The sequence below is a fragment of the Anaerococcus sp. Marseille-P9784 genome (assembly GCF_902500265.1).
Lineage (GTDB): Bacteria > Bacillota > Clostridia > Tissierellales > Peptoniphilaceae > Anaerococcus.
Genome location: NZ_CABVOZ010000002.1, coordinates 522,789 through 536,563 on the forward strand (window position 1 = coordinate 522,789; position 13,775 = coordinate 536,563).

General features: G+C 30.3%; 16 protein-coding genes. 1 reads left to right on the plus strand and 15 read right to left on the minus strand.

Translation table 11 applies throughout. The annotated features are described in order from the left end of the window. Positions 1-46: 46 nt before the first annotated feature. Genes GAN53_RS06395 through GAN53_RS06435 form a run of 9 tightly spaced genes read right to left on the minus strand, consistent with a single transcriptional unit; the run spans position 47 to position 5,452 of the window. On the minus strand, positions 47-544 hold the full coding sequence (locus GAN53_RS06395; protein ID WP_151410142.1) for a YtxH domain-containing protein: 498 nt from the start codon (positions 542-544) through the stop codon (positions 47-49). A 45-nt stretch (positions 545-589) separates the two neighbouring features. Then, positions 590-796 (minus strand): hypothetical protein, encoded by a 207-nt coding sequence (locus tag GAN53_RS06400; RefSeq protein ID WP_151410145.1) that lies wholly within the window; start codon positions 794-796, stop codon positions 590-592. Between the two features lie 9 nt (positions 797-805). Beyond that, entirely contained in the window at positions 806-1,270 is a 465-nt protein-coding gene (locus tag GAN53_RS06405) for a GyrI-like domain-containing protein (protein WP_151410147.1), read from the minus strand. Positions 1,271-1,328: 58 nt separating this feature from the next. After that, a complete protein-coding gene (locus GAN53_RS06410) occupies positions 1,329-1,658 on the minus strand; it encodes a hypothetical protein (protein ID WP_151410150.1) in 330 nt (109 codons plus the stop codon). Between the two features lie 22 nt (positions 1,659-1,680). Further along, entirely contained in the window at positions 1,681-2,082 is a 402-nt protein-coding gene (locus GAN53_RS06415; protein ID WP_151410151.1) for an SH3 domain-containing protein, read from the minus strand. Next, positions 2,075-2,740 (minus strand): CpsD/CapB family tyrosine-protein kinase, encoded by a 666-nt coding sequence (locus tag GAN53_RS06420; RefSeq protein ID WP_151410154.1) that lies wholly within the window; start codon positions 2,738-2,740, stop codon positions 2,075-2,077. The genes GAN53_RS06415 and GAN53_RS06420 overlap by 8 nt, the downstream gene beginning before the upstream one ends. Continuing rightward, positions 2,733-3,527 (minus strand): chain-length determining protein, encoded by a 795-nt coding sequence (locus tag GAN53_RS06425; RefSeq protein WP_151410157.1) that lies wholly within the window; start codon positions 3,525-3,527, stop codon positions 2,733-2,735. Before GAN53_RS06425 ends, GAN53_RS06420 begins: the two co-directional genes overlap by 8 nt. Then, positions 3,517-4,302, minus strand: a complete 786-nt coding sequence (locus GAN53_RS06430; protein ID WP_151410161.1) for a glycosyltransferase family A protein — start codon at positions 4,300-4,302, stop codon at positions 3,517-3,519. Before GAN53_RS06430 ends, GAN53_RS06425 begins: the two co-directional genes overlap by 11 nt. Further along, complete coding sequence (locus GAN53_RS06435; RefSeq protein WP_151410164.1) at positions 4,292-5,452, minus strand: glycosyltransferase; 1,161 nt, start codon at positions 5,450-5,452, stop codon at positions 4,292-4,294. The genes GAN53_RS06430 and GAN53_RS06435 overlap by 11 nt, the downstream gene beginning before the upstream one ends. Before the next feature lie 117 nt (positions 5,453-5,569). Between GAN53_RS06435 and gltS the strand changes: the two genes are divergently transcribed. Then, the gene (gltS, locus tag GAN53_RS06440) at positions 5,570-6,748 is read left to right on the plus strand and encodes a sodium/glutamate symporter (RefSeq protein ID WP_151410167.1); all 1,179 of its coding nucleotides are present in this window, start codon (positions 5,570-5,572) and stop codon (positions 6,746-6,748) included. A 118-nt stretch (positions 6,749-6,866) separates the two neighbouring features. Here the strand turns inward: gltS and GAN53_RS06445 are convergent, their stop codons facing one another. From GAN53_RS06445 to GAN53_RS06470, 6 genes are all read right to left on the minus strand, one after another. Then, on the minus strand, positions 6,867-8,330 hold the full coding sequence (locus GAN53_RS06445) for an APC family permease (RefSeq protein WP_151410170.1): 1,464 nt from the start codon (positions 8,328-8,330) through the stop codon (positions 6,867-6,869). 116 nt (positions 8,331-8,446) lie between these two features. Further along, positions 8,447-9,328 (minus strand): undecaprenyl-diphosphate phosphatase, encoded by an 882-nt coding sequence (locus tag GAN53_RS06450; protein WP_412835127.1) that lies wholly within the window; start codon positions 9,326-9,328, stop codon positions 8,447-8,449. Continuing rightward, complete coding sequence (locus tag GAN53_RS06455; RefSeq protein ID WP_151410176.1) at positions 9,321-10,133, minus strand: tRNA 2-thiocytidine biosynthesis TtcA family protein; 813 nt, start codon at positions 10,131-10,133, stop codon at positions 9,321-9,323. Before GAN53_RS06455 ends, GAN53_RS06450 begins: the two co-directional genes overlap by 8 nt. 9 nt (positions 10,134-10,142) lie before the next feature. Continuing rightward, positions 10,143-10,934: an MBL fold metallo-hydrolase gene (locus GAN53_RS06460; RefSeq protein WP_151410179.1), complete on the minus strand. Its 792-nt coding sequence runs from the start codon at positions 10,932-10,934 to the stop codon at positions 10,143-10,145. A gap of 635 nt (positions 10,935-11,569) precedes the next feature. Further along, positions 11,570-12,277 carry a hypothetical protein gene (locus GAN53_RS06465; protein ID WP_151410183.1) on the minus strand — a complete coding sequence of 236 codons (708 nt, stop codon included), beginning with the start codon at positions 12,275-12,277 and terminating at the stop codon, positions 11,570-11,572. A gap of 262 nt (positions 12,278-12,539) precedes the next feature. Continuing rightward, positions 12,540-13,691 (minus strand): NADP-dependent malic enzyme, encoded by a 1,152-nt coding sequence (locus tag GAN53_RS06470; RefSeq protein WP_151410186.1) that lies wholly within the window; start codon positions 13,689-13,691, stop codon positions 12,540-12,542. Between the last annotated feature and the right edge of the window lie 84 nt (positions 13,692-13,775).

The window sequence follows — 13,775 nt, forward strand, 5'->3', positions numbered from 1 at the left end:
AAATCGAGCTTTTTCTATTAATTTAAGGATAAATATATGAAAAAAATTATTTTATATCTTTAGCTAAATCTTCGCTTTTTTTCTTTACATCTTCTACAATATCTTCGCCTTTTTTCTTAGCATCATCGAAAGCTTTTTCTGCTTCCTTTTTGGCATCATTTGCTAAATCTTTACCTTCGTCTATAGCTTTTTTAGCTTCTTTCTCGCCTTTTTTTACTAATTCTTCACCTTTTTTTAATACATCATCAAACATTTCTTTGCCTCCTTCTTTGGCTTTTATACTTTTTGCCTTTAATCCTCTGCTATTACTATAAATTAAATAAGTAGCTGTAGCGGCAGCTGCTGCTATCATTAAATTTCTACGTCTTTGTTCTTTTTCGTATTCATAATCTTCAAAAAAATCTAAATCTGGAATATAATCTGTTGGATCAAAACGATTAATTTTATAAGCTGTTTTTGCTAAAGAAAGCATATCCCCAGCATCCAACAAACCAAGTCTATTATTTAGTTTTAATAAATTCATTGCTAATTTTAATTTTCCCATTTTTTTCACCTCTTATATTTTATACCCAAGTTTTTATAAATATTTTCACCTACAATCCTCACAATCATCTAAATTTTTATGATCATCTTGGTAATTATAGATAAAACTAGAATTTATCTTCTTTGCCTTTGGTATTTCTCTTATCTCAACTAATTTATCTCCGTAGAAAATTTCCTGTTCGCTTTTTTCATCAGTTTGCATTTTGCAAGAGCTAAATAAAAAGATAAATAATATTACAAATATTTTTTTCATCTTAAAACCTTAAATAATGTGTGGATTTTTCATTAAACTTATGTAAAGCTCTGAGTTTCCAATTCTTTTATTTTCCATATCATATTGGTAATACTCTACATCACTTGATAAATTGTGAAAATATTTTTTGTTAGGGAAAAATTCTTCATAAACATATTTATATGCATCTTCTAAACTTTCTTCTTCATTTAGGAAAATTTCTAAATAAAGACTTTGATCGATTTGTCTATCTATAAAATCAAGATCATCTAAAATTTCATTATCAGCAATTTCAAAGCCAAGAAAATAAGTATATGAATCATCCGTTGCATTGTATTGCATAAGTCCGCAAAAAGACTCTAAATCAACAAGTTTACTATCTATATAAGTTTTGATAAACTCATTTCTAATGGCTAGGGCTTCATCCCTATTTTTTATCTTATAAGATTTACCCTTTAGTTTTAAAGCAGATTTTTGATCAATATTAGTATCCATAAAACCACCAACTTTCTTTACTTAATATATACCCTAAATTAATCTGTAGCTTTATGCTTTAATTCTCAATCAAATTAAATCTTAATAACAAGATAAGCATTACAAGCATCAATAAGATTCCTATAATTGTAAAAGCGTCTATTCTTTTTTTAAGGGCTAGTATTACTAGTGATATGGATAGGAGGAACATAAACAAATATATTTGTAAAAAAATATAATCGCCGTCATTTTTTATGATAAAAAACATAGCAATAAAACCTAATATTGTTGTTATTATTCCTAGATATTTGCTTGATTTTTTCCTATCTAGTATATATTCTAGAAAACTTATAACACCAATAGTAAGTATTGCTGGCCATATCATATTTTTTATTAATAATAATTCCATTTTTCCTCCATTTTACTAGATTTTATTTTTCTTTTAATAAATCAGATCTGATATATCCTGTTTGACCGTTGATGCTTACTCTTGTCCAATTGTCTGATTCTCCAAGTTTTATTATTTCATCTTCTGCATTTACTGTTGTTAGTATTTCTGAAGTTTCACTTGGAGCTACTCTTACATTTACCAAATCATCTACTGTATAGATTACTCCATCAGAAGATTCTTCATTTTCTTTTTTATCTTGGTCAGCTGTTTCTGTTTCTTCTTTTTTGTCAGTATCGCTATCTTTGTTCTCATCTAAGTCTTTTTCGTTTTCTTGACTAGTTTCTGTTTCTTCTGGATGTCTAACTGAAACATATCTATCTTCTGTACATCCTGTTGTTGAAATTGCTAGTAATAATATTAAAAGAAACTTTACTTTATTCATCATAACCTCCAAACAAGTCATCTAATTCGTCTTCACCGTACTCATAGCCAGTAATAACTATTCCCAAAATATTGGCATTAGCTTTTTCTAGTTGCTCCATTGATTTTTGAGTTGTCTTTGTAAAGCTTAACTCATCTTTTGCAAAAACAACACAGTAATCTGCATTTGCAGCAAACATATTTGCTTCAGCTATGTCAGTATTTTCCGATAAATTCATAAATACGTAATCGTAAATATTGGAAATGTCCTTTAAGAAATTTTTTATAATCTTAGGCTCTAGAAACTTATCTGCATAATCGATAACTTTTCCTACATTAAGATAAACTAAGTTATCAAATTCATCGTCAGTTTCTACTAGACTATCAATATCATATCCTCCAAGTATTACGTCTATAAAGCCTCTATCGTTTGGTTTTTTGATTAATAAATCAAAATCTGAATCTCTAAGATTTGCATCTATAATAAGTATATTATTGCCATCTTCTACAAGATGCCTTGCAATATTAACAATATTTTCTTCTTTTTGAGTATCTTTGCTTGATGCTGTAAAAGCTATACTTACATTAGATTTGCCAATTTTTTCTGTGATTTTATCTTCTAAATTATAAAAAGATTGGAGAAGAATTTCTCTATTCTCATCTGTTTTTTTTCTAAACATCTATCTCTCCTTTTTTATAGCTTGGAATTCTTCCTAGGATTTCATATTTGCTAGATTTTTCTTGACTCATTTCTTTGATTTCCTTAGAATCAATTACTTGAGTACTCTGGCTTTGATCTTCTTGTATATTTTCTTTATTATCTAAATTTACTTGAGAGTCTTTTTTTCTTGACTTATCAGATACTTCTCTAAGTTCTTTTACTTGATTAGCTTTTGATGCTGATAAATTTTCCTTCTCAACTTTTCTATTGTAAGAATTTATCCTAATAATTTGAATTAGCCCCCACAAAACAAGCGCAATTGATCCTGCAATTATGGCATATCTCATGCTATTATCTAAAATACCAGCAGATCCATAAGAATATTCCATAACACTTGCTCCAGAGTTATAAATATTATTTAAAACCCTAACTGAATATTCGGCATATTGATCTGCCAAGTCTTCTGCTCTAAGCTTATTTGTATCGACAACAACTATATCGATTATTGAAGAATTTTCTGTTGGTTTGATTTCAAGTTTGGAATCAAATTTTCCAACATTCCAATCAATAGCCAAAGTTTCCAAAGTTTTTTGTTTGATCTTTGAGCTATTAATAGTTGCTGCATAAGTTTTTGCAGTATCTTTTGCATCGTCAACATTTTCGACGTTAGTAGTTATAACTTTTGCCTGAGCCTTGTATTCTTTGTAACCTCCAAAGTTTAGAGCAAAGTAGGTAATCATTCCAACAATAATACCTGCTATAATTGCAGATGGGATTGCTAGGAATAAAGATTTTCTATTTCTCATTTTCTCCTCCAAATTCTTTTGCCCCTTTTATCATTAATTTTCGGGCATTTTTTATATCACTTATTTTTCCTCTATGATTTCTTAAAAAGTATTCTATGTAAAGTCTATAGGCTCTTGGAAATAAAGCTTTAGAAAGTTTTCCCTTATCAAAGAAAAATTTGTCATTGTAGCCAGTAAACCAAGTAGAATTGTCATTATAGATTTTAGCTATTAATTTTGTACTAGTCCTAAGTCTTAGACCTTTTTTGAAACAATCTCTAATAAAAAGACTATCTTCTCCAGAACCATTGTCAGTTCCCGCTCCAAAATATGTTGAAATTGAAATGTTATTTCGCCTTATTGCTTCTTTTTTAAAGGCAAAATGCACTGACCCATATTTTAAAGACTTGTAAAATTTAAGATTTGAATCTTTTTTTACCTTAATAATCTCTTCGCCATTTTGGTAGATTATAGTTTTAAATATAACAAAATCTGCATCAGGATAAGCCTTAAATTCGCTTAAGATTTTATCTTTATAGCCTTCTTCAAAAACTTCATCATCATCGGCAAAAACTAGTATATCAGCTTTGCTATTAAGAATTGCTAAATTCCTGCTAAGGCCAAGACCTCTTGTATCAGTTGAAATCATCCTGATTTTTTGATCATTTATATTTATTTCTTCATAAGAATTATGATCTGTCTGATTAATAATAAGAGCATCAGTTTCTAAATTAAATCTCTTGTAACAATCTATGGACTTTTCATTCATAGTTGAAATTAGAACTTCAATTTTCATCAATATCCCTTGTCGATTCGGCCTTTTCCCAAGTTGCCTTACTTTTGCCAGTAATTTGATTAAATGCTCCATGAATTTGAGCTAGCATCATTAGGCAATAATACATAGGAAAATTAAAAATCTTGCTTCTACTTTCAGTTAGTTTTCCAATTGTTGCAAGGGTGAAAAACGCCACCTGCAAGAGGAAAAATATCCTATAAAATACTCCATCATTAAGCAAAAACAAATTGCTTATAATTAAAAGTATGTGGAAAAAGCTTTGCAAAAATCTCAATGTTTTGTGGTTAAAATGAAAGAAAGAAAAATATCCATATTCAAAAATATTAAGTCTTCTTAGATTTGTAAATAAATTAGTTAAAATCCTTCTTTGCATCCTAACTTTTCTCTTATACTCATCTTTGCTATTGGCTCCTGCATATTCAACTGCAACAGCTTTTGGATTGTATAAGGCTTTCTTGTGGTTTAATCCAGCATGAAGTGGCATTTCATAATCGTGGCTACTTACCAAATCATAATGCCTATAATCTTTCTTTTTTACTGCATAGATTGCGCCATTGCCCGCAGCAATAGTTGAAATTTGGGATTCTATCTTTCTTAATCTTAGTTCCATATTCCAATAAGAGTTTTCTGCCACAACAGATGATTTTCCATCATCTTTTGCATAAATTAGCGAACCGCAGACATATTCTATATCATCAGCAGTAAAAAAACTTACCAATTCATCTATGGCATCTTTCTTAAACATAGAATTGGCATCGGAAAATACCAAAACTTCACCTTTGGCAATTTCTACCGCCTCATCTTGAGCGTTGGTCTTGCCTAGGTGATTTTTTACAGTATTTACTTTTATATCGTATTCTGGATGATTTTTAATAAATTTCTCGCAAATTTCAACAGTTCTATCATTCGAAGCATCATTTGCAATAATTGCCTCATAGGATGGATAGGTTGTTTCTATGATATTTTCAAGCTTTCTTTCAATAACTTTTTCTTCATTGTAAGCTGAAATAATAATTGAAACAAAGGGTTTATAGCTATAATCCTTTTCGTTTTCTCTTTTTATAAACTTATCCATGATAAATAAGGTTATAGGATAGCCAATCATGGCGTAAAATAAAGCAAATATGCTAATATAAAAAATTATTTTCATATATCCCTCAATTCTTAATAATTATATAATAAAAAAGGCTTTTTTCCAATTATTTTTATCTGTTATTTTTTTTAATTTTGTTATATAATAGTTAAATATAAAAATAATGAGGTTTATATGCAAATAGAATTAGATATTTTACAAACATTGGGAATTGCTATTATAGCTTTTGCCCTAGGAAATTTAATAAAATATAAAATAGAATTTTTTCAGAATTTTTTTATCCCTGCTCCTGTAATTGGTGGAATTATAGTTAGTTTTATAGTTTTTATCCTAAAGGAAAGTGGATCATATGAAATAAAATTTGACGATATTTTGCAAGATTTTTTTATGAACATATTTTTTACTTGTATAGGACTTACTTGTTCCTTTAAACTTTTGAAAAAAAGCGGAGTTTTGGGACTTAAGCTTGCCCTTGCAATAATTATTCTTTTGCCACTACAAAATCTTATTGGGGTTATACTTTCATATTTCTTAAAGATTAATCCACTTTATGGCATAGCCATGGGTTCAACATCTATGACAGGTGGCATTGGTTCAGCCATAAGTTTTGGCAAAATTATGGAAGGCTTTGGAGCAAGTAATTCAACAGAAATTGGAGTAGCCGCCGCAACTTTTGGACTTTTGGCAGGATCTTTGGTTGGAGGACCAGTTGCTAAAAGATTAATTAGAAAAAATAATTTAAAAAGTTTTGCCCTTGAAAATGACACTAAAGAAAATGCAAAATCCTTGCTTATAAATCAAAAAACTTTGATAAGAGCTGTTATAATCATTGGCCTATCTGCTTTTCTTGGAACTTTTGTAAATAAAGTTTTGACATTGACAAGCTTAAAATTCCCTTATTATGTGGGTTGTCAATTTGCTGGACTAATAGTTAGAAATATTTATGATTTAGGAAAAAAAGATATAGGTATCGAAAATATAGAAACACTTGGCAATATTTCTCTTGCCCTATTTTTATCACTTGCTTTGATAAGCCTAAATATAAGCGCAATTGTAGGCATTGCCCTACCAATGATTGTAATCATGCTTGCTCAAGCAGCTTTTATTGCAATCTATACAAGCATTGTAACCTTTAATCTAACAGGAAAAAACTACGATGCAGCGGTGATGGTAGCAGGCCATTGTGGTGTCGGCCTTGGTCAAACTCCAAATGCCATTGCAAATATGGATGCGATTATAGAAGAAGAAGGCCCAAGCGAAGTTGCTATGTTTGTATTTCCAATAGTTTTGGCAATAGCAGTTAATCTAACAAATCCTATTGTAATTACACTTTTTATTAATATTTTTAAATAAAAACTTATCCTCTTAGAAAATTTGCTAAGAGGATTTTTTATAGTTAAAATAAATACAAATAAAAAATTCCATAAGCTTAACTTTAATAAAGATAAACTTATGGAATTTATTTTAAAAATTATTTTTCTTCTATAAATGTATTTTCTCTGCCATCTTCTTTAGCTCTAATGCTTGGGAAAATTAGCCCTAAGCCGATTAAAACTACTGGTGTTAGAATATTTAAAAGCATTTGTAATTTATTATCTGAATACATTCCTAGTAAGCATGAAAGAAGTGTTATTGTAAAGCACCAAGCTCCCCAGAACATTCCAAAACTTCTTGATTTGGCAAATTTATATTCTCCATTATCATAACTTTTTTTCTTTAATAAGAAGTAAGCAACAAATACCCAAAGATATCTTAGTGGCATTGTTACAGAGTTTAGTTTGTTTAGAGTTTGTAAAACTGCTGCAGCTCCTGTTGATAGCATTTGGAAAAGTATGATTGATCCTGATAGGATTACTACCATTTTTATACCATTAATATATGCTCCATATTTGTTCTTCTTTAGTAATTTGTGTGGAACATAAACGCTTGTTTTAGGATCATCTAATAATATTCTTAGTGGTGCATCTATACTTAAAACTAGAATTGATAACTGACCAATTAAGTTTGCTAGAGCGTAGATTATTAAGAAAAAGTTTCCAAGTCCATAGTATTGACCAAGTTTTTGGAATGCCCAATAAGCTCCATTGGCAACATAAGAATCAAAGCTTTCTTTGCTTGCATTAATAACTGCAGGATCAAACATTCTTCCCATAGCTATTGTTCCAAATAAGGCAGATATTACTACCATTATAGCTGCTGCAAGCATAGCTTTTGGGAATCCTTTTGATGGATCGCCTTTCATTTTGTTGATGTATGGAGATATTTTTTCAACTCCTCCAACAGCAAATACCAAAATTGAAAGCGAAGTGAAATATCCAATGTTGAAAGTTGGTAGTATTGCTTTGAAAGATAAGTCGATATTGTTATAATCTGCACTTGGATTAACAACTGGTGCAAAAAGTCCAAGAATAATATATAAAATTCCAAGTACAAACATTGAACTTCCTGCAATTTGTGTCAAAGTTTTTAGTGGATTAAGTCCACGACTAGCGATATAAGCAAAAACCAAAAGCAAAACCAAAGTTACTGATTGAACTACAACTGGTTTTAAGGCATCGTAAGTTTCAGCATTGTGGAAAACTAACCAACTTAATGCTTTCAACGCTCCTGAACCTTTGCCAGTAATATATGGAATATGTACTGCCCAATAAGTCCATCCTGCATAATAAGCAAGTTTTGTTGTTGAAGTTCTTTCAACCCAAGAAGAAACTCCTCCGCCTAGATCTTTAAAAGTTGATCCTAATTCACCAACCATAAGAGCGTATGGAATGAAGTAAAGAGCAAACATCAAAATCCATGAGAAAATAACTTGTGTACCATTAAAGTACATAAAGCCGTTGGCAACATTGCCAAAGCCCCAAAGAGTCGCAAAAGCCATAAAAGTTAAGCTTAGTACGCTTATCTTGACTCTTTCGTTTGAATCATTTTTATTCATAATTCCTCCTAATAATTTATAAATTTAAAATAACATTTTCCCAAGATAATGTCAACAGAAATCAATAAAAAAAGCTATGAGAAAACATAGCTTAATATTTATTGATTATAAAGTTTTTATAAAGACAATCCAAAATATCCAAATACTATTAGAGAAAGAATTATTCTATAGATTCCAAAAGGAATGAAGTCGTGTTTGCTAATGTATTCCATGAATTTCTTAATGACAATGTAGGCAACTACAAAGCTTAAAATCATTCCTATTGCAATTAGTAACCATTGAGATCCTGTAAATCCATGAACGTTTTTAATAACTTTTAGCAAGGTTGCTCCAAGCATTGTTGGAATTGCTAGGAAAAATGAAAATTCTGCACTAGCTTCTCTTGATAGACCCAAAATCATTGCGCCCATGATAGTTGCTGCAGATCTACTTGTTCCTGGAATCATAGCAAGAGCTTGGAAAAATCCGATCATTAGGACAGTTTTGTATGGGACATTTACTATATTGTCGTGGACAAAGGCATTTCTGTTCTTGTTTCTTTTTTCCACAAAAATAATAATTAAACCCCAAAGAAGAAGCATTGTTGCTACAACCATAGGATTAAATAAATGCTCATCAATAAAGTCGTCAAATAAAAATCCCAAAATTCCTGCTGGCAAAACTCCAACAATTACTCTTTTCCAAAGTTCTATGGTTCTTTTATCTGGATGAGTAAGTCTATAATAAAATTTAGATTGGCCGTTAAGATTTTTGTAATTTCTTGGAAAATATTTATAAGTTTTTTCATAATCCCAAGGATTAAGTCTTCTAAAATACAAAACTACAACAGAAAAAATTGCCCCCAATTGGATTATTACATTAAAGGCATTGGAAAATTCCTGAGGTTCTAATTTTACAAATTGATTTACCAAAATCAAATGGCCAGTAGAAGAAATCGGTAAAAATTCCGTTACGCCCTCAACTATAGATAAAATCAATACTTTTATAAATTCAATCATCAAATTCCTCCATAAATGAATGTTTAACTCCTTTTAATTGATAGCCAATGACCATATCGCAATTTACATTTTCTGCTGATCTTAATATTGATTTCTCAACATCTGGATTTACTTCTTTCATTTGGCTAATCATATTTTTTATCATTTTTCTTGTGTAGGCTTCTTGCGATTTTGTAACTGAGCAAGCACAATTTAGGGCAGTTAGTCCTACATAATCACGCCATTTTATTATATCCTCTTCTCTTACATAATAAAAGGGACGAATTAGTTCCATGTCGCTAAAATTTTGCGCCTTTAGCTTTGGCTTCATGGTCTTGAAATTTCCTGCATAGAGGACATTTAGCATGGTGGTTTCTATGACGTCATTCATATGATGGCCAAGGGCGATTTTGTTTGCTCCCAATTCTTTGGCCTTGGCATAAAGGGATCCCCTTCTCATTCGTGCGCACATATAGCAAGGATAAGCGCCTTTTGTGATATGCTCTGAAATTTCAAAAATATCTGTCTGATAAATTTTACCATCTATATGTAGATATTTTAGATTTTCTTCTAATTTGTCGCGATTTTCCTTGTTATAACCTGGATCCATGCATATATAAACCACATCAAAATTTACTTTGGAGTGCTTGTGAAGTTCTTCAATGACCTTTGCAAGCAAAAGTGAATCCTTGCCACCAGAAATTGCAACCGCAATTTTATCATTGTCATTAATTAATTTAAATTCCTTGATGGCTCTAATAAAAGGCGACCAAATTTCTTTTCTATATTTTTTTATAATAGATCTTTCTATTTCTTTTATTTCCATTAATTTTCCTTATAGTTCAACTATTCCAGAAGGCTTGTACCTATCTGCAACATCTAGCAAAATATCTTTGTCGGTATCAAGACCTAGACTTCTTAGGTAATTATCAACGGTTAGTCTTGATAGTTCGGGAGTGTTGTTGGTTTCTGATAAGTGACCCAAAAAAACTTTTTCATTTTTCCCTTCAAGGGCATCAGCCAAGGCTTCTGCGGATTGGTCATTTGATAGATGGCCCATATTTCCCATAACTCTAAGCTTTAGCGGATAAGGATATGGTCCTCTTTTTAGGGCTTCCAAATCGTGATTGGCCTCCATATAATAAATATCAGAGCCTTTTATTTCGTAAGCCATTTTCTCATCGACTATGCCCGTATCAGTTAGGATGGTGATTTTTTTGTTGCCTATGTAAATGATAAAACCAACAGGCTCATTGGCATCGTGGTGGATTTTTATTGGATAAATATCCATTGAGCCAAAGCTTAAAAATTTGTTGGATTCAAATAATCTAATATTTTCTTCTTTAAGCTTGCCACATTTATTAAATAAACCTTCCCAAGTTCCCTGGTTGGCAAAAATTGGCAAATTGTGCCTGCGACTCATAGTTCCAAGACCCTTTGAGTGGTCGGCATGCTCGTGAGTTACAAAGATCGCATCTAATTCTTTTGGCGATTTGCCGATTTCTCCTAGTAAATATTCAATTTTTTTAGCTGAAAATCCTGCATCAATTAGAATTTTTGTTTTCTTATATTCCAAAAATATACAATTTCCACTTGATCCAGAAGATAATATAGCAAATTTATCCATTTCCCCTCAAATCAAAATATTTTCTCAAAAGCTTTACAATATCAGCTTCACTTATTATTTGGTTTAAAGCATTATCCTTTTTTCATTAAAACTCTTTATTCGCCTTTATCCTAATAAAATATAAAATAAATTAATTATTATAATAATCTTGCTATAAAAATCCAAAAAGAACTCATCTAAATTAATTACTATAATTCTATATTATACTTCATCAACATCTATTTAAGTTTAAAGAAAAAAACTTTTAGTTTCATCTTTACGATGACTTTTACTTGTTTACAATTTATGGTTCTAATTTTACCAAAAACACTGATCCATATAATTATTTTTTAAAAATATTTATTTTATTTTCTAAAATAAAAAGAGCCGATTATTTTAATCAGCCCTATAACTTATTAACTATTGTACCATTTTAATTTAACTATTCAATTTATTTATCATTGCTTTTTTTGAAAAAAGAATAAAGAACTATACTTATCCATATACCTGAAAAAATTGATAGTATACTACCTGCTATTGTTGCTAGACTACAAGTACCAAATATCCCACGATCAGCATTAAAGATAATATAAAGTCCATATACAAATAAAACTGCAATAATTACACTTATTATTATTTTCATTTTTTCTTTCATATTATATTCTACGATCTATACTATACATTGAAAAACGAGTAGGTATTAAAGCCTTATCTGTTTTTTTATCAATAACTTTGTTACTAGAACTATTTATCTTATATTGAGTAAATGATACCTTATTGCCATAAAACTTTACTCTATACTCTCTTGAATTAAAATAGCTATTCTCAGGTGGCCCCTTAAAAGATTGAGTTTCTTTGTATTCTGCAGTAATAGAACCACCTATATCTCCTTTTGCAAAAGCAGTTCCAGCTATTATACTTGTTGTGACAGTTCTCGTATATGTTGACGAAAGTTTTATATTTAGATCTTTTGCTGCAGAGGTTATAAAGTAATCGTTAAGTGCAACTTCTTTGCTTGAATTAATATAAGTTCTATTTTTAAATCCACTTAAAAAATTTAAATTTACATTATTGAATTTATCAATCTCTCTAGAGGAGTTATTTTGACAATCAGAATTCTTACCATCACTAACTTCATAGATTGTTAAGGTTTCCCCTTCTCTTAAATTATTGCTATCTATAAGTTCTTGTATTTGTGCTTGGCTTAGTGAATTTTTATCATTAGTTTTTGAAACTACATTTATAATTTCTCCTTTGGAATTAGTAAAATTCATTTTTACATCATGACAATTCTGTGCATAAGCTGCTTTAGGTAAGATAAGTATTATTAGTAGACACAAAAAGTATTTTATATTATTTTTCATATAAATCTCCAAAATTTTAAAAATTTTTGTTTTGCTACAACAATTATCTAATTTTAGATAATATTTAATTTTTGATTATAGATAAGAATACATATCAACCATCTCCTATTTTTGATTTTAAATATTATCGTATACATTCTATTCTCTTGTTGAATATATTATTTATCTTAAAATAAGATATACCATTATCTTTTTTAAATGTCAATAAAAAAACAAAGTTTTTTAGACTTTGTTTTCCTATATTTATTCTAATTAATTCTTGTTATTTTAGTTCTTTTACAGCTTTAGCAACTGCATCAGCGATCCCTTCTTCAAAAGCAGATGGTATTACATAATCTTCGTTTAGTTCATCATCTTCTACAAAGGCTGCTAGAGCTTTTGATGCTGCCATTTTCATTTGGTCAGTAATTTGTGGAGCACGAGCTTCTAGAGCGCCTTTGAAAATTCCAGGAAATGCAAGAACGTTATTGATTTGGTTTGGATAATCAGATCTTCCTGTTGCAACTACTTTTGCGCCAGCTTTTTTAGCTAGGTCATAATCTATTTCAGGAACTGGATTTGCCATAGCAAAAACTATAGCGTCTTTGTTCATTTTTTTGATATCATCTTCATCTAATAGATTTGGAGCAGAAACACCAACAAAAACATCAGCTCCTACTATGGCTTCTTTTAATGAGCCTGTGAAGTTTTCTGGGTTAAACATTTCGGCGATTTTTGCTTTTACTGGATTTCCAGAGCTTAACATAGTGTCACTAATTGCGCCGTGTGAATCGCAAACTATGATATTTTTTACTCCCAAATCTCTTATTAATTTGGCACAAGAAAATCCAGCTGCGCCTGCTCCAGAAACTACAAGTTTGATATCTTCTGGTTTTTTATTGACTAATTTTAATGCGTTGATTAAAGCTGCAACTGTAACAATTGCTGTACCGTGTTGGTCATCGTGAAATACTGGAATATCAAGCATTTCTTTTAATTTATCTTCTATATAAACACATCTTGGTGAAGAAATATCTTCAAGATTGATTCCACCAAAAGTTGGTGCTATATTTTTAACTGTTTGGATTATTTCATCAGCATCTTGAGTATCAAGAACTATCGGAACTGCATTAACATTACCAAAAGCTTTAAATAAGACAGCTTTTCCTTCCATAACTGGCATTGCTGCCTTTGCGCCAATATTACCAAGACCTAAAACTGCTGAACCATCAGAAATAACTGCAATTGTGTTAGCTTTTGATGTATATTCGTAAGCTTTTTCTTCGTCTTTTGCAATTTCTCTACAAGGTTGGGCAACTCCTGGTGTATAAGCATAGGTCAAATCTTCTGCATTTCTAACTTCTGCTTTAATTTCTGTTGCGATCTTTCCTTGCCATTGTTTGTGTTTTTCTAGTGCTTTTTCATAAACGTCCATAATAAACTCCTTTACTTTCCTAGAAATATTCTACTTGTTAGATTTCCAATAGTATTACAAGCTTATATTAACACTAAAGCTAAA

Excerpts from the sequence above, each read along its gene's own strand:
- GAN53_RS06395 (WP_151410142.1), bottom strand. The coding sequence starts at position 544 with ATGGGAAAATTAAAATTAGCAATGAATTTATTAAAACTAAATAATAGA.
- GAN53_RS06400 (WP_151410145.1), bottom strand. The coding sequence starts at position 796 with ATGAAAAAAATATTTGTAATATTATTTATCTTTTTATTTAGCTCTTGC.
- GAN53_RS06405 (WP_151410147.1), bottom strand. The coding sequence starts at position 1,270 with ATGGATACTAATATTGATCAAAAATCTGCTTTAAAACTAAAGGGTAAA.
- GAN53_RS06410 (WP_151410150.1), bottom strand. The coding sequence starts at position 1,658 with ATGGAATTATTATTAATAAAAAATATGATATGGCCAGCAATACTTACT.
- GAN53_RS06415 (WP_151410151.1), bottom strand. The coding sequence starts at position 2,082 with ATGAATAAAGTAAAGTTTCTTTTAATATTATTACTAGCAATTTCAACA.
- GAN53_RS06420 (WP_151410154.1), bottom strand. The coding sequence starts at position 2,740 with ATGTTTAGAAAAAAAACAGATGAGAATAGAGAAATTCTTCTCCAATCT.
- GAN53_RS06425 (WP_151410157.1), bottom strand. The coding sequence starts at position 3,527 with ATGAGAAATAGAAAATCTTTATTCCTAGCAATCCCATCTGCAATTATA.
- GAN53_RS06430 (WP_151410161.1), bottom strand. The coding sequence starts at position 4,302 with ATGAAAATTGAAGTTCTAATTTCAACTATGAATGAAAAGTCCATAGAT.
- GAN53_RS06435 (WP_151410164.1), bottom strand. The coding sequence starts at position 5,452 with ATGAAAATAATTTTTTATATTAGCATATTTGCTTTATTTTACGCCATG.
- gltS (WP_151410167.1), top strand. The coding sequence starts at position 5,570 with ATGCAAATAGAATTAGATATTTTACAAACATTGGGAATTGCTATTATA.
- GAN53_RS06445 (WP_151410170.1), bottom strand. The coding sequence starts at position 8,330 with ATGAATAAAAATGATTCAAACGAAAGAGTCAAGATAAGCGTACTAAGC.
- GAN53_RS06450 (WP_412835127.1), bottom strand. The coding sequence starts at position 9,328 with ATGATTGAATTTATAAAAGTATTGATTTTATCTATAGTTGAGGGCGTA.
- GAN53_RS06455 (WP_151410176.1), bottom strand. The coding sequence starts at position 10,133 with ATGGAAATAAAAGAAATAGAAAGATCTATTATAAAAAAATATAGAAAA.
- GAN53_RS06460 (WP_151410179.1), bottom strand. The coding sequence starts at position 10,934 with ATGGATAAATTTGCTATATTATCTTCTGGATCAAGTGGAAATTGTATA.
- GAN53_RS06465 (WP_151410183.1), bottom strand. The coding sequence starts at position 12,277 with ATGAAAAATAATATAAAATACTTTTTGTGTCTACTAATAATACTTATC.
- GAN53_RS06470 (WP_151410186.1), bottom strand. The coding sequence starts at position 13,691 with ATGGACGTTTATGAAAAAGCACTAGAAAAACACAAACAATGGCAAGGA.